The sequence below is a fragment of the Pseudonocardia alaniniphila genome (assembly GCF_022524485.1).
Classification (GTDB): Bacteria; Actinomycetota; Actinomycetes; order Mycobacteriales; family Pseudonocardiaceae; genus Pseudonocardia; species Pseudonocardia alaniniphila.
Genome location: NZ_JAKXMK010000007.1, coordinates 116296 through 131734 on the forward strand (window position 1 = coordinate 116296; position 15439 = coordinate 131734).

Genomic DNA, 15439 nt, shown 5'->3' on the forward strand with positions numbered 1-15439 from the left:
CTGGCGACGAGCCTCGCTGATCGAGCCGGTCCCGCTCAGCCCAGGATGAAGGGGTCCCGCGTGCTGCCGGTCAATTCCACCCAGACAGCCTTGGTCTCCAGATAGGCGTCAACGGCCTCGGCGCCATTCTCGCGTCCGATTCCGGACTGCTGGTACCCACCGAACGGCACGTTGGGCGCCACGACCCGGTAGGCGTTGATCCACACCGAACCGGCCCGCACCCGGGCCGCGACCCGGTGACCACGATGCACGTCCTTGGTCCAGACCGCCCCGGCGAGGCCGTACGGAGTGTCATTGGCCAGCTTGATCGCCTCGTCCTCGTCGGTGAAGGTCACCGCGGACAGGACCGGGCCGAAGATCTCTTCGCGGAACACGGTGCTGGCGGGCGTCACGGACAACACCGTCGGCGAGACGAAGTAGCCACCGAGCTGGTCATCTGCGGCACCCCCATAGGCAACCGTGGCGCCCTCGTCCCGAGCGGCGTCCAGGTATCCGACCACCTTCTCGAACTGGGGCCGGTTGGCGACCGGACCCATCTCGGTGTGTTCGTCGAACGGGTCGCCGAGCCGGATCGCGGCGGCCCGCTCGGCCACCCGCCGGACCAGCTCGTCGTGCACGTCCACGTGGCAGATCAGCCGGGAACCGGCCATACAGCTCTGCCCGGTGGCCGCGAAGACGCCCGCGACGAGGCCGTTGGCGGCGGCGTCCAGGTCCGCGTCCGGGAATACGATCTGCGGCGACTTGCCACCGAGCTCCAACGTGGCCGGGATGAGCCGGTCGGCGGCGGCACGGGCGACCGCTCGGCCGGTGGCGGTCGATCCGGTGAACGCGACCTTGTCGACACCCTCGTGGGCGACCAAGTGCTCGCCGACTTTCCGGGACAGGCCGGTGACGACGTTGACCACCCCAGCGGGGAAGCCGGCCTGGCCGATCAGCTCGGCAAAACCGAGCGTCGACACGGGGGAGTGCTCGGACGGCTTGACCACGACCGTGCAGCCGGCGGCCAGCGCGGGCGCAAGCTTCCAGGTCATCAGCAGCAGCGGCGAGTTCCAGGGCGTGATCGCCGCGACCACGCCGACCGGCTCACGCCGCGTGTAGACGAGGTAATCGGGGTTGGGAGAGGGGATCTGCCGACCCTCCAGTCCCTGCGCGACACCGGCGAAGTAGTGGTACCAGCCGCCGATCGCCCGGAGCTGGCCGAGCATCTCGCGATAGAGCTTGCCCGAGTCCTGTACCTCCAGCCGGGCAAGCCTGTCGGCGTCCTCGGTGACGAGGTCCCCGAGGCGACGCAGGCAGGCCGCCCGGGCAAACCCCGTCATGCGGCCCCACTCGCCGTCCAGCGCAGCCCGGGCCGCGTCGACAGCCGCGTCGACATCCTCCGCCGATCCGTCCGGGACGTCCGCCCACGGTTGCCGGGTGTAGGGGGTCTCGCTCTGGAAGGTGATGCCGGAAGCGGCCTCAGCCGGCTTCCCTCCGATCAGCATCGGAAAGTGCACAAGTTCGGTCATGATCGCCTCACTTTCGATTCGGCAGGAGTAGAGCTAGGCCCGCATTGGCGGGGCAGGTGCCCGAAGCGCTAGGCCTTCGCCACCACCAGAAACGGACGCGTCACAATGCGACGCCATAAAGCGTGGTTGCCGGGTCGAACGGGATGGGCAGTGTGTCCGCTATCCCGGCAACGGTTCTTTCATCGCCTCTTCTTTGAGGCCGGGCAGCCCCGTTACGGCGGCACCGCCGGGCGACACGGTGTGTGGTCAGCGACCGGCTGAGTGGCCGGTCGGCCCGGGTATCTCCTAGTCGCCGGATGCGTCGCGCAGTTCCGGCACCCGGCCGCCAGCCAGGGTCAGGATGCGTTCGCGGGCGGCGCGCAGCGCCCGTTCCGCGCTGTCCGGGTCGATCCGGCCGGACGGGCCCGCCAGGGTCAGCGCGGTCGTCTTGAAATCGAGCTGGTGCTGCAGTGGGATCGACACCGCGTCAATCCCGTCGACGAACTCGCGACGGGTGAACGCGACGCCGGACTCCGCAACTCCCGCCAGGTATTCCTCCGACGGCAGTTCGATGCCGCGTCGCCGCAGATCGTGCCGCTGCTCCTCGGTGATGGCGAACGCCAGCAGCACGTGGCTGGACGCGCCGACGTTGAGTGGAATCCGGGTGCCGACGCGGATATCGGCGCTCAGCACCTGATCGCTTTCCGCCCGCTGGATGATCAGGCCGCTGTCCCGGTGCACCGCCGCGATCGTCGCGGTTTCCCCGGTCACCGCCACGAGCCCTTCGAGCACGTTCTGGATCTTCTGACCGAGCCCCGCGTGCTGGAGCGCGGTATTGCCTACCCGGACCGTGAGCAGGCTCAGTCCGTACCGGCCCTGCTCGTCCTGCTCCACCCAGCCGGACGCGACCAGCGTGGCCAGTTGCTTGTGGACGGTGCCGCGCGAGCTCCCCACGACGCGCGCGAGTTCGCTCACGCCATACGGCCGGGGCAGCGAGGCCAGGGTTTCCAGCAAGGCGAGGGTCTTCTGCGTCGAGCTGAGAATGTTCGCCGGGCGGTTGTCCTGGTTTGTCATCGATACGGATACAGCGTCATCGTCCACGAGACAGAGTGTAGGTCGGCCGACTCCACGGGGCAACGCTGCACGGTGCCGGGCGATCGCGTTCACGCCTGAGGTAGCCGCGACCCCCGACCCGTTGCGGCACGCGTGCGTCTCGACCTGGCTGAGGCGGGGTCGGCCGGCCCGTCTGTCCGGTGATGATCGTCATTTGGGGACTTGCAGCTGTGTACCGCCCGGTTTGCGACCCCGATCTGCCGATCATGGTCAGGTACCGGGCAGGCCGGAGCCCGGCTGCCGGAGGCCAAGTCTGGCGTCACAAGGATCTGGGTTATGGGCCTCCTCCAGATGAGACGATGACCTGCCCGGTGACCCAGCTTGCGTCGGGCCCGGTCAGCCAGCTGACGAGACGGGCAGCGTCGTCGGGTTCGCCCCAGCGGCCCATGGGCTCATGCGCGATGACTTCTCGGCGCAACTGATCGTCGGCGTAGCCGGTGTCGGTCGCGCCTGGGTCGATGGTGTTGACGGTGATGTTGCGGGGTGCGAGGTGGGCGGCCAGGCTGATCGTGAGCTGGTGGAGAGCGCCCTTCGAAGCGATGTATGGCAGTTCGTCGGGAATCGGGCCGCGATGCTGACCGGAGGTCATCAGGATGACTCGACCGGGCGTCACGCCGCTGTGCTGTCGGGCGAACTCCTTGACCAGCAGCATGCTCGCACGGGTGTTGACGGCATAGCTCAGGTCAATCTCCTCGCAGGTGAGCTGATCGAGGTTTTGTCTGCTGCTGCGGGCGTGGTTGGCGACGAGGATGTCAATGTGGCCAAAGACGCCGACTGCCTGATTCAGGATGCTCGCCGGTGCCGTGGGCTCGGAGAAGTCGGCTGCGGCGTGCTCAACACGTGCCCCGGTCGCGGTGAGTTCCTCGACGAGCAGCTCCGCGCCATTGCTGTCGGCTCCCCAAGGTTGATCGGCGTCATGCGGTTCCCACGAGTGCAGGAACAGAGAGGTTCCTGTGGCCGCGAGTCGACGTGCGATAGCAGCTCCGATGCCGATCCGGCGGCTGACTCCAGTCACGATGGCTACCCGAGGCGCTGCGCTCGCCGACATGTGATCACTGTTGCGGTTCCGCAGATTGATCGCAGCCGAGTTCCCTTTCAGGCACCGCGCCACCTGATCGTGTGGGCCGGGTAGCCGGTCCCGCCTGGCTCCGCAAGTGGCCGAATGGGCCGGGCACTCGGCCGAGGTGCTGCTCAAGGTCTACGCCAAGTGCATCGACGGACAGGACGTCATCGCGCGATGGCGAGTCATGCAGGCGCTCGGACACCGCGACGGCACGTAGGTGCCTGCTGGGCACGGCGTGGACACGCATTGGGCACAGACGGCCGATTGGCGCCGGTGCGGGCCGGACTTGGTCGGACACAACAAGATCGGCCCCTCACCTTGTTCATGCTGGTGAGGGGCCGTTTCTGGTGGTGATCCGGATGGTGCCCCCGGCAGGATTCGAACCTGCGCTCCCGCCTCCGGAGGGCGGTGCTCTATCCCCTGAGCTACGGGGGCCGTGCAACGTGGGAAACCCTAGCGCACGCCCTGATTCAGCTCGGCAGCGGCTGCCCACCCCGCTCGGCGAGGAGCTGACGCAGGTAGGCGGCCTCGGTGGTCTGGGAGCTGAGCATCTGTGCGGCGAGGTTGCGCACCTGCGGCATCGAGGCGTGCTGGGCGCCGTACTGCAGCATCGTGGCGCCTCCCTCGTGGTGACGCAGCATCAACTGCAGGAACATCACGTCGAGCTGGTGGCCGGTGGCCGCCCGCATGCCGGCCAGTTCCTCGGTGCTGGCCATGCCCGGCATCGTGGCGACGCCGCCCGAGGGCGTCGCGGTGCCCATGTGGGCGTGGTCGGCGGGGCCGGTCATCCAGGCCATGTGGCCGCCGACCGGCAGCGCCCCGGCGCCCCACAGCTCGAGCCAGCCCTGCATGCGCCCGATCTGGGAGGTCTGGGTGGCCTCGATGTCGGACGCGAGCTGGAACAGCGCCGGGTCGGTGGTGTGGTCGCGTTCCCAGGCCGCCATCGCGACGGCCTGCTGGTGGTGCACGGTCATGTCCTGCGCGAACCCGACGTCGACGGAGTCGGCGGTGGGTGTGGCCGGCGCGGGGGCCGAGCCGGGGAGGCCGGCGAGGAGGCCGCCCGCCGCCCCGAGTAGGAGCAGGGCCGCCGCGGCGGCGACGATGAGCAGCGGCCGCACCCACCGGCCCTCGTGCGGCGGAGGGTCCGCGGGTGGCGGGGCGTCCATGGTGCCGGCGGCCGGAGCGGTCGGGGTGCTCACCCGAACCATCATGAACCGCCGTCGGGGGCGACGCCCGCTCCCGGCGTTGTCTCGACCTGCGAGCCCGGCGTGCCGGGGGCGGGAGCGGGGGCGAACGGTGGCGGGTTGTCCTGGGAGAAGCCGCCGTTCGATCCGACCTCGTTGCAGCTCGCACCCGGCTCGGGGTACGTGTACTGGTTCAGGCGCAGCGCGGCGATGAACTGGTCGATCCGCGGGTCGGCGACGTCCGACAGCTTGAGCTGGTGGCCCCAGGACTGCAGCGAGATCGGCTGGTCCAGCCCCGGGTAGGGCGACATCACCGTGTAGGGCTGGCCGTCGACCTTGCTCTGGAGCGTCTCGAGTGCGTCTCCGGTGACCTGGTCGGGGTTGTACGCGATCCAGACCGCGCCGTGCTCGAGGGAGTGGACGAGGTTCTCGGTGCGCACCGCCTGCGGGTAGACGACGCCGTTGCACGCGGCCCACACGGCGTCGTGCGCGCCGCCGAACGGCGGGCTGTGCGTGTAGGCGACCTGGGTCTCGCGGCCGACGTGCTGGCCGCCCGGGTATCCCTGCACCACCACGCCGGGGATCTGCGTCGACGGGTCCTGGTTCTGCGCCGTGGGCGTGAACGGGGCGAGCGCTTCGGTCTTCGCCTGGTTCTGCTGGTTGCGCAGGAACGCGTAGCCGAACACACCGCCTGCGAAGAGGACCACCACGAGAACGGCGGCGATCAGCCCCCACGGGGTGGACTTCTGGCTGACGACGGGCGTGCGCGCGCGCGAGCTTCGAGACGCCTTGCTCTTGTTGCCGCTGACCATGATCCGTCCAGAACATAGGGGCCGGGAAAGGAGGCGCGGGCGTCACCCGGACGGCCCTTGCCGGAGGGCAAGTGTAGGAGTGAGGCGTGAGTAAGTGGCGAGCGCCACCTCCTAGACTGGGTCGGGTGAATCCCGCCCTGCTCGCCGACCTGGTCCGCTCGACCGCGTCCGAGGTGCTCACGGACCGCGGCCTGGACCTCGCGGCGCTGCCCGACGACGTCGGCGTCGAGCGTCCGCGCAACCCCGAGCACGGCGACTACGCCACCAACGTGGCCCTCCGTACCGCGAAGAAGGCCGGCGTCCCCCCGCGCGAACTGGCCGGCTGGCTCGCCGAGGCCCTCGCCGCCCGCGACGCCATCGAGAGCGCGGAGATCGCCGGGCCCGGCTTCATCAACCTCCGGCTCGCCGCCGACGCGCAGGGCGCGATCGTCGGCGACGTCCTGCAGGCGGGCGACGCCTACGGCACCGGCGACGAGCTCGCCGATCGGAACATCAACCTGGAGTTCGTCTCCGCCAACCCCACCGGGCCGCTGCACCTCGGCCACACCCGCTGGGCCGCCGTCGGCGATGCGCTCGGCCGGGTGCTCGCCGCCCGGGGCGGCAAGGTCACCCGGGAGTACTACTTCAACGACGCCGGTGGCCAGATCGACCGCTTCGTCGACTCGCTGGTCGCCGCGGCGAAGGGCGAGCCCACCCCGGAGAACGGGTACGGCGGCGCCTACATCGGCGAGATCGCGGCCCAGATCACGACCGCCGAGCCCGGAGTCCTCGACCTGCCCGACGCGCAGCGTCGCGAGGAGTTCCGCCGGATCGGCGTCAACCTCATGTTCGACGAGATCAAGCGGGCTCTGCACGCGTTCGGCACCGACTTCGACGTGTGGTTCCACGAGAAGTCCCTGCACGACTCGGGTGCGGTCGGCGCGGCGGTGCAGCGGCTCAAGGACTCGGGCAACCTCTACTTCTCCGACGGCGCGTGGTGGCTGCGCTCCACCGACCAGGGCGACGACAAGGACCGTCCGGTCATCAAGAGCGACGGCCAGCCCGCCTACATCGCGGGCGACCTCGCCTACTACCTGGACAAGCGCAAGCGTGGCTTCGACCTGTGCATCTACATGCTCGGCGCCGACCACCACGGCTACATCGCTCGGCTGCGGGCGGCAGCGGCCGCGTTCGGCGACGACCCGAACACCGTCGAGGTCCTGATCGGCCAGATGGTCAACCTGTTCCGCGACGGCCAGCCGGTGCGGATGAGCAAGCGGGCCGGCACCGCCGTGAGCATGGACGACCTGGTGGACGCCGTCGGTGTCGACGCTGCGCGCTACACGCTGATCCGGTCGTCGGTCGACTCCACCCTCGACATCGACCTGGACCTGATCGTTCGCCGCAGCAACGACAACCCGGTCTTCTACGTGCAGTACGCGCACGCCCGGCTCGCGTCGCTGGCGCGCAACGCGGCCGACCTCGGCGTCACCGTGCCCGACGTACCGGACTTCGGCCTGCTCGACCAGCCCCGCGAGGGCGACCTGATCCGCACGATCGGCGAGTTCCCGGCGGTGGTCGCGTCGGCCGCCGAGCTGCGCGAGCCGCACCGGGTGGCGCGCTACCTGGAGCAGCTGGCGAGCGCGTACCACAAGTTCTACGACGCCTGTCGCGTGCTACCGATCGGCGACGAGGAGATCTCCGACCTGCACCGCAACCGGCTCGCGCTGTGCGTGGCGGCCCGCCAGGTGTTCGCCAACGGCCTCTCGCTGCTGGGCGTGTCCGCACCGGAGCGGATGTGAGCGCCGACGTGCTCTCTCCCGCGGAGGCGCCGTCATTGCCGGCCGACGTGCTCTTCCCCGCGGCGGCGGCATCATGAGGGCGCACCCGGCCGGGCCCCTGCACGCCGGCATCCTGGCGCCTCCGGAGACCGCCGGGCCCCGGCCGCTCGACGCCGCAGGGCTCGACGAGCTGGCCCCCGCGGTGTGGCCGCGCAACGCCGCTCGCGGCGACGACGGAGCGCTCCGGATCGCCGGGGTCGACGTGCGTGAGCTGGCCGAGACCTACGGCACCCCGCTCTTCGTCGTGGACGAGGAGGACTTCCGGTCCCGCGCCGCCGAGTTCGCCCACGCCTTCGGCGCGGATGCCGTGCACTACGCGGCCAAGGCGTTCCTGTGCACCGAGGTCGCCCGCTGGGTGGCCGAGGAGGGGCTCAGCCTGGACGTGGCCAGCGGCGGCGAGCTCGCCGTCGCGCTGCGCGCCGGTTTCCCCGCCGAGCGGATCGCGATGCACGGCAACAACAAGTCCCTCGACGAGCTCGTCGCCGCCGTCGAGGCCGGGGTCGGGCGCGTGGTGCTCGACTCGTTCCACGAGATCGCCCGCCTGGACGCCATCTCGCGCGACCGTGGCGTCGTCACGCCGGTGATGATCCGCGTGACGGTGGGCGTCGAGGCCCACACGCACGAGTTCATCGCCACGGCGCACGAGGACCAGAAGTTCGGGTTCTCCATCGCCGGTGGCGAGGGGAGCGACGCCGCTGAGGCTGCGCGGCGCGTGATCGGGTCCGCCGGGCTGCGGCTCGTCGGGCTGCACAGCCACATCGGGAGCCAGATCTTCGACACCGAGGGCTTCCGGGTCGCCGCCCACCGCGTGGTGCGCTTCCACGCGCAGCTGCACAAGGAGCACGGCGACGAGGCGCTCGGGTCGATCACCACGCTCGACCTCGGCGGCGGCTTCGGCATCGCCTACCGCGCCTCCGAGGAGCCGCTGGACGTGGCGCGCCTGGCCGAGGAGCTGCGCTCGATCGTCAAGCACGAGTGCCACGAGGCCGACCTGGACGTCCCCGAGATCGCGGTCGAGCCGGGGCGCAGCATCGCGGGCCCGGGCACCGTCACGCTCTACGAGGTGGGCACCCTCAAGGACGTGCCGCTCGACGGCCACACCTCGCGTCGCTACGTGAGCGTCGACGGCGGGATGAGCGACAACATCCGCACCGCCCTCTACGACGCCGTGTACGACTGCCGGCTCGTGTCGCGGTCCTCCCAGCTCGACGGCAGCGACGAGGCCGCACTGTCCAGGGTGGTCGGCAAGCACTGCGAGAGCGGCGACATCGTGGTGCGCGACTGCTGGCTGCCCGCCGACGTCGCGCCCGGCGACCTGCTCGCGGTGGCCGCGACCGGCGCGTACTGCTACTCGATGGCGAGCTCCTACAACCGGCTGCCACGGCCCGCGGTCGTCGCGGTGCGGGACGGGCAGGCACGCGTCCTGCTCCGCAGGGAGACGCTCGACGACCAGTTCCGGCTCGAGGTCTCCGGGTGAGGCCGCCCACCCGGACTTCGTCCACGGTCCGTCACCCGCGATGATTCGGGTTTGTGACGACTGCAACGCGATGACGAGAACGCTGTGACGGCGGGGACAATGGCACGACCGACAAGCGCGTGACGGGAAGAGGGCTGTGACAGGAAAAGCGCTGTGACACCGATCCGCGTCGCGATGCTGGGCTGCGGCACCGTCGGCCGTGAGGTGGTGCGGCTGTTGCGGGAGCACGCCGACGAGCTCGCGGCCCGCGCGGGGGCGCCGGTCGAGCTGGCCGGTGTGGCCGTTCGTCGCCCCCACAAGCACGCCGACCTGGGCGATCTCCTCACGGACAACGCCGCGGGCCTGGTCACGCGCGACGACGTGGACGTCGTCGTCGAGGTGATCGGCGGCATCGAACCCGCTCGCACGCTGCTGCTGGAGGCGCTCAAGGCCGGCAAGTCGGTGGTGACGGCCAACAAGGCCCTCCTCGCCGACGACGGCCCCGCGCTGGCCGAGGCGGCCGACGCGTCCGGGGTGGACCTCTACTACGAAGCGGCCGTCGCCGCGGCGATCCCGCTGCTGCGCTCGCTGCGCGAGTCGCTGGCAGGCGACCGGATCACGCGCGTCGCCGGGATCGTCAACGGCACCACCAACTTCATCCTCTCCGCGATGACGGCCTCCGGGTCGAGCTTCTCCGAGGCGCTGGAGGAGGCCACGCGGCTCGGTTACGCCGAGGCCGACCCGAGTGCCGACGTCGACGGCTACGACGCGGCGTCCAAGGCCGCGATCCTCGCCTCGCTCGCGTTCCACACCCGCGTCACGGCCAATGACGTGCACTGCGAGGGGATTCGCTCGGTCACGGCGTCCGACATCACCGCGGCGGCGGGGATGGGATGCGTGATCAAGCTGGTGGCGATCTGCGAGCGCACCCCGCCCGACGGCGACATCCCCGAGTCGGTCTCCGCACGCGTGTACCCGGCGATGATTCCCGCCGCCCACCCGCTGGCGTCCGTCGACGGCGCCTTCAACGCGGTGTTCGTCGAGGCAGAGGCGGCGGGCCAGATGATGTTCTACGGGCAGGGGGCCGGTGGCGCGCCCACGGCCAGCGCCGTGCTCGGCGACATCGTGGCGGTGGCGCGCAACCGTGTGGGCGGTGGGCGTGCTCCCCGCGAGTCCGCCTACGCCAGCCTGCCTGTTCGCGCGATGGGGAGCGTGCGCACGCGTTATCACGTCAGCCTCGACGTCGACGACCGTGCCGGCGTGCTCGCGGCGATCTCCGGCGAGTTCGCCCATCGCGGCGTGAGCATCGCCGCAGTCCGGCAGACCGGTGGCGGCAACGGCGGAGCGGCGGCGCGCCTCGTCGTCGTCACGCACGCAGCGCCCGAGGCGGCCCTCGCCGCCACGGTGGAAGTGCTTGCCGGCCTGGACGCCGTGCGGGTCGTCGACAGCGTGCTCCGGGTCGAGGACCTGGGCCGGAAGGGTGTTGCCGGGTGAGCTCCGCGATGAAAGCGACCCGGTGGCCCGGGGTGATCGAGGCCTACCGGGAGCGGATGCCCGTCGAGCCCGGCTGGACGGTGGTGACGCTCGGTGAGGGTGGCACGCCGCTTCTGCCTGCTCCGCACCTGTCCCGGCGCACCGGCTGCGAGGTCTTCCTCAAGGTCGACGGCGCCAACCCGACGGGGTCGTTCAAGGACCGCGGGATGACGGTGGCGGTCACCGACGCGCTGGCCCAGGGCAAGAAGGGCGTGCTGTGCGCGTCCACGGGCAACACGTCGGCATCGGCCGCCGCCTATGCCGCGAGGGCCGGTCTGACCTGCGCGGTTCTCGTTCCGCAGGGCAAGATCGCGCTCGGCAAGCTGGCCCAGGCCGTGGCGCACGGCGCGCGGATTCTGCAGATCGACGGCAACTTCGACGACTGTCTCGAGCTCGCCCGCAAGACGGCGGCCGACTACCCCGTCGCCGCGCTGGTCAACTCGGTGAACCCCACCCGGATCGCGGGCCAGGCGAGCGCCGCGTACGAGATCTGCGACGAGCTGGGCCGCGCTCCCGACGTGCACTGCCTGCCCGTCGGCAACGCCGGCAACATCACCGCCTACTGGGCCGGCTACCGCGCCTACCGCGCCGACGGCCTGATCGGCGCGGCGCCCCGGATGTTCGGCTACCAGGCCGAAGGCGCCGCTCCGCTCGTGCACGGCGCTCCGGTCCGGCATCCGGAGACGATCGCCACAGCCATCCGGATCGGCGCACCGGCGTCCTGGGCGGCAGCCGTCACAGCCCGTGACGAATCGGGCGGGCAGTTCGCCGCGGTCTCCGACGACGAGATCCTCGCCGCGTACCGCCTGCTGGCTGCGCACGAAGCCGTTTTCGTGGAGCCGGCGTCCGCGGCGAGCGTGGCCGGACTCCTGCAGTCGGCGGGCGACGGCACGCTGCCGCGCGGGTCGCTCGTGGTGTGCACCGTCACCGGCCACGGTCTGAAGGACCCCGACACGGCGCTGCTCGCGGCGCCCGAGCCCACCGTGGTGCCCATCGATCCGGGCGCCGTGGCCGACGCGCTGGAGCTGCGATGAGCGTCGGTGCCCGCGCCGGAAAAGTGACATTCATGACGTTTTTGGCTGCCGCTGGCGCCGCGCCACCGGGGTCGCGCTGATGGGCAGGCCTGGCGAGGTCCGAATCCGCGTGCCCGGCTCGTCGGCGAACCTCGGGCCCGGGTTCGACTCGTTCGGCCTCGCGCTCGCGCTCCACGACGACGTCGAGGTCTCGGTCACGTCCGGGGGCGTCGACGTCGAGATCGAGGGGGAAGGGGCCGGTCAGGTCCCCTGCGACGAGGCGCACCTCGTGGTGCGCGCCATGCGTGCCACGTGGAACATCGTCGGAGATGCCCCGCCGGGCCTGCGGATGCGATGTCGCAATGCGATTCCCCATTCCCGCGGGCTGGGTAGTTCGGCGGCGGCCGCGGTCGCGGGCGCCGTTGCGGCCGTCGTGCTCGCCGGGCGTGACCTGGAGCTGGAGCGCGAGACGGTGCTGCAGGTCACGGCCGGGATGGAGGGCCACGCCGACAACGCAGCGGCCAGCCTCTACGGCGGCTTCGTCGTCGCCTGGGAAACTGCCGGGAATATCGCCGAGCGGTTTCACGCTGTACAACTCGAGACGCATCCGGGGATCCACCCGGTTGCACTCATCGCGGGAAGAGAATCGTCCACCAGCGCCACGCGAGGGCTTCTGCCCGATCACGTACCGCTGCGGGACGCGGCCTTCACCGGCAGCCGCACCGCGCTCGCCGTTCTGGCGTTCACCCAACGGCCTGACCTGCTGCTTCCGGCCACAGAGGATCGTCTGCACCAGGGTTACCGGCGTCCGGCATATCCGGAGTCGTCCCGTCTGGTGGACGCGCTGCGCGAGCGGGGCATCCCCGCCGCGATCTCCGGCGCCGGACCGTCCGTGCTGGCACTGACGGCCGACGGGACTCTGCCCGAGGGCCTGGACCTGCACAGGTTCAGGGCCGTCGCACTGCCTGTCGATGACGCCGGGGCCACGATCGAGATCGGGTAGCCCCATTCCCACAGCTGCCGTCCGGCGCGTCGAGCAGGGGGGTTGTTGCCGCACCGAGGGGTGAACGTCTACTCTCGGCACCGCAACGGCGATCCACGCGTCATCCGTGTGGCCACTCGAGCCGGAATCTTCGTATCCGTTGGATCACTTCTGATTTCGACCCGGGCGGCCTTCAGTCGCGACCGTCGCGCCGATCGCCGCCCCTGCCTGTCGGGGCGGCCGCGCTCCCGCGATCCGTTGACCGACATGTCGTCCGGCGCACCGTCCGGGCGAGTGTGTGAATCCCGCTGACCAGTGGATTTTGGTCAGGAAGGACATCAGTGAGCGAGACCGATCTCGTCAGCACCGAGACAGCCCCTGCACCGCGCAAGCGCGGTGGACTGACCGGCATGGTGCTGGCGGAGCTCCGCCAGCTCGCCGGGGAGCTCAACATCCCCGACACCGCCGGCATGCGCAAGGGCGACCTGATCGCCGCCATCAAGGAGAAGCAGGGCGGCGCTCCCGCCCGCAAGCCGGCCGCCGCGCAGCTCTCGCTGCCGGACAACTCCGTGCCCGCCGCCGCCGGCACGGACGCTCCCACGGTCGCCGACGCTGCCAGCACCAACGGTGCTGCGCAGGCCGAGGCCGCCCCGGCCGCCGCCGCCCCGCCCACCCGGCGCCGTCGCACCGCGTCGCGCCCGGCCGGCGCGCCCGACGTCACCACCGCTGTGGAGGCCCCTGCCGCCAACGGCAGCCCGGTCGCGAACGGCGGCCCCGTGGTGACCGCCCCGGCCGTCGACGCGGCACCCGTGGTCGAGGCGACCAACGGCGTCGCGCCTGCGATCGACAGCACGCCCGCCCCGAGCACCGCTCCGGCCGAGGCCCCCGCGGCCGACGCCGAGAGCGACACGGGCAGCCGCCGCAGCCGGCAGAGCCGGCGCAACCGCGGTGGTGAGCAGGGCGGCGAGACCACGGCCGACTCCACCGCACACGTCTCCACCGAGAGCCCGGCCGAAGAGCGCCAGTACAACCGCACGCGCGATGGCCGCGACGACCGCGGCGACAACCGCGGCGACACGCGCCCCGACCGTGGCGAGAACCGTAACGAGCGCAATGACCGGGGCGACCGGGGCGAGAACCGCAACGATCGTGGCGAGAGCCGCAACGACCGGGGTGACCGTTCGGACAACCGCCAGGACGGCAACCGGTCGGGGGGCCGCCCCGACAACCGTTCGGACAACCGCGCCGACAACCGCGGTCCGCGCGACAACCGGCCCGACGACGATGACGACGACGGCGACGGCCGTGGCCGTCGTGGCCGCCGGTTCCGCGACCGTCGCCGGGGCCGCGACCGGGAGCGCCCCGGCAGTGGCCAGGGCGGACAGGGCAATGTCGACACCGAGGTGCGCGACGGCGACGTGTTGCTACCCGTCGCGGGCATCGTCGACATCCTCGACAACTACGCGTTCGTGCGCACCACCGGCTACCTGTCCGGCCCCACGGACGTCTACGTGTCGCTGTCGATGGTCCGCAAGTACGGCCTGCGCCGCGGTGACGCGATCACGGGCGCCGTGCGCGAGCCCCGCGAGGGCGAGCAGTCGCGGCAGAAGTTCAACCCGCTGGTGCGCGTCGACTCGATCAACGGCCAGGACCCGGAGAGCGCTCGGAACCGGCCGGAGTTCACCAAGCTCACCCCGCTCTACCCGAACGAGCGGCTGCGCCTGGAGACCGAGCCGCACAAGCTCACCACCCGCGTGATCGACCTGGTGATGCCGGTCGGCAAGGGCCAGCGTGCGCTGATCGTGTCGCCGCCCAAGGCGGGCAAGACCACGATCATGCAGAACATCGCCAACGCGATCACCACCAACAACCCGGAGTGCCACCTCATGGTCGTCCTCGTGGACGAGCGGCCTGAGGAGGTCACCGACATGCAGCGGTCGGTGAAGGGCGAGGTCATCGCGTCCACGTTCGACCGGCCGCCGACCGACCACACCACGGTCGCGGAGCTGTCGATCGAGCGGGCGAAGCGCCTGGTCGAGATGGGTCACGACGTGGTCGTGCTCCTCGACAACATCACGCGCCTCGGCCGGGCCTACAACCTGGCGGCGCCGGCGTCGGGCCGGATCCTCTCCGGTGGTGTCGACTCCACGGCGCTCTACCCGCCGAAGCGGTTCCTCGGCGCGGCGCGCAACATCGAGGACGGCGGCTCGCTGACGATCTTCGCCACGGCGCTCGTCGAGACCGGGTCCACGATGGACACGGTGATCTTCGAGGAGTTCAAGGGCACCGGCAACGCCGAGCTCAAGCTCGACCGCAAGATCGCCGACAAGCGCGTGTTCCCGGCCATCGACGTCGGTGACTCCGGCACGCGTAAGGACGAGCTGCTGCTCTCGCCCGACGAGCACGCCGTCATGGTCAAGCTCCGCCGGGTCCTCGCGGCCCTGGACGACCAGCAGGCCATCGACCTGCTGCTCACCCAGCTCCGCAAGACGCGCACCAACATCGAGTTCCTGATGCAGGTGGCGAAGAGCACCCCTGGCGCCGACGACTGATACGCCCGGCCACCCGGACCGCCCGCGGGAATCCGCAGGCGGGCCGGGTGGTTGAATGAACTGTCACGCTCCGGTTCCGGTTCACCTCGCGATTCGCGGGGACCCGGCGCCATATCGAGAGGAACCAACGTGCGCTCCGGCATTCACCCCGAGTACGTCGAGACGCAGGTCACCTGCGGCTGCGGCAACCAGTTCACCACGCGCAGCACCAAGACCAGCGGCACCATGTCCGTCGAGACCTGTTCCGCTTGCCACCCCTTCTACACCGGCAAGCAGCGGATCCTCGACTCCGGTGGTCGCGTGGCCCGCTTCGAGGCCCGTTACGGCAAGCGCGCCGACAAGAAGTCCTAGCGTCGTCGACGGCGCCCACCTGTCCTGGTGGGCGCCGTCCGCATGTTCGCAGCAGCAGAGGAGATCGCGAGAC

The 15439-nt window shown here is 70.9% G+C and carries 13 protein-coding genes and 1 tRNA gene; 8 read left to right on the forward strand and 6 right to left on the reverse strand.

Annotation, left to right across the window (positions count from 1 at the left end; genetic code table 11):
• Positions 1-35: 35 nt before the first annotated feature.
• The 3 genes from MMF94_RS08970 to MMF94_RS08980 all read right to left on the reverse strand — a co-directional run bounded on the left by MMF94_RS08970 (position 36) and on the right by MMF94_RS08980 (position 3648).
• The gene (locus tag MMF94_RS08970) at positions 36-1508 is read right to left on the reverse strand and encodes an aldehyde dehydrogenase (RefSeq protein WP_241035842.1); all 1473 of its coding nucleotides are present in this window, start codon (positions 1506-1508) and stop codon (positions 36-38) included.
• 285 nt (positions 1509-1793) lie between these two features.
• The gene (locus MMF94_RS08975) at positions 1794-2588 is read right to left on the reverse strand and encodes an IclR family transcriptional regulator (protein ID WP_241035843.1); all 795 of its coding nucleotides are present in this window, start codon (positions 2586-2588) and stop codon (positions 1794-1796) included.
• Between the two features lie 286 nt (positions 2589-2874).
• Positions 2875-3648: an SDR family oxidoreductase gene (locus tag MMF94_RS08980; protein WP_277398680.1), complete on the reverse strand. Its 774-nt coding sequence runs from the start codon at positions 3646-3648 to the stop codon at positions 2875-2877.
• A 106-nt stretch (positions 3649-3754) separates the two neighbouring features.
• Here MMF94_RS08980 and MMF94_RS43295 point away from each other — a divergent pair, with 106 nt between their 5' ends.
• Entirely contained in the window at positions 3755-3880 is a 126-nt protein-coding gene (locus MMF94_RS43295; RefSeq protein ID WP_277398681.1) for a hypothetical protein, read from the forward strand.
• Between the two features lie 143 nt (positions 3881-4023).
• Here MMF94_RS43295 and MMF94_RS08985 read toward each other — a convergent pair.
• The 3 genes from MMF94_RS08985 to MMF94_RS08995 form a co-directional block, all read right to left on the reverse strand.
• A tRNA-Arg gene (locus tag MMF94_RS08985) sits at positions 4024-4098 on the reverse strand.
• A 35-nt stretch (positions 4099-4133) separates the two neighbouring features.
• Positions 4134-4871, reverse strand: coding sequence for a DUF305 domain-containing protein (locus MMF94_RS08990; RefSeq protein ID WP_379660483.1), 738 nt, complete (start codon positions 4869-4871; stop codon positions 4134-4136).
• A complete protein-coding gene (locus MMF94_RS08995) occupies positions 4871-5659 on the reverse strand; it encodes a DUF3105 domain-containing protein (RefSeq protein WP_241035846.1) in 789 nt (262 codons plus the stop codon). Before MMF94_RS08995 ends, MMF94_RS08990 begins: the two co-directional genes overlap by 1 nt.
• A gap of 125 nt (positions 5660-5784) precedes the next feature.
• On the opposite strand from MMF94_RS08995, the gene argS reads away from it, so the two are divergent.
• From argS to rpmE, 7 genes are all read left to right on the forward strand, one after another.
• The gene (gene argS, locus MMF94_RS09000; RefSeq protein ID WP_241035847.1) at positions 5785-7440 is read left to right on the forward strand and encodes an arginine--tRNA ligase; all 1656 of its coding nucleotides are present in this window, start codon (positions 5785-5787) and stop codon (positions 7438-7440) included.
• 73 nt (positions 7441-7513) lie between these two features.
• Complete coding sequence (gene lysA, locus MMF94_RS09005) at positions 7514-8956, forward strand: diaminopimelate decarboxylase (RefSeq protein ID WP_241035848.1); 1443 nt, start codon at positions 7514-7516, stop codon at positions 8954-8956.
• Positions 8957-9109: 153 nt separating this feature from the next.
• Entirely contained in the window at positions 9110-10429 is a 1320-nt protein-coding gene (locus MMF94_RS09010; protein WP_277398682.1) for a homoserine dehydrogenase, read from the forward strand.
• 8 nt (positions 10430-10437) lie between these two features.
• A complete protein-coding gene (gene thrC / locus MMF94_RS09015; protein ID WP_241035849.1) occupies positions 10438-11502 on the forward strand; it encodes a threonine synthase in 1065 nt (354 codons plus the stop codon).
• 79 nt (positions 11503-11581) lie between these two features.
• Positions 11582-12484: a homoserine kinase gene (gene thrB / locus MMF94_RS09020; RefSeq protein ID WP_241035850.1), complete on the forward strand. Its 903-nt coding sequence runs from the start codon at positions 11582-11584 to the stop codon at positions 12482-12484.
• A 389-nt stretch (positions 12485-12873) separates the two neighbouring features.
• The gene (gene rho, locus MMF94_RS09025; protein WP_241036027.1) at positions 12874-15015 is read left to right on the forward strand and encodes a transcription termination factor Rho; all 2142 of its coding nucleotides are present in this window, start codon (positions 12874-12876) and stop codon (positions 15013-15015) included.
• 129 nt (positions 15016-15144) lie between these two features.
• Entirely contained in the window at positions 15145-15366 is a 222-nt protein-coding gene (gene rpmE, locus MMF94_RS09030) for a 50S ribosomal protein L31 (protein WP_241035851.1), read from the forward strand.
• The last annotated feature ends 73 nt before the right edge of the window (positions 15367-15439 follow it).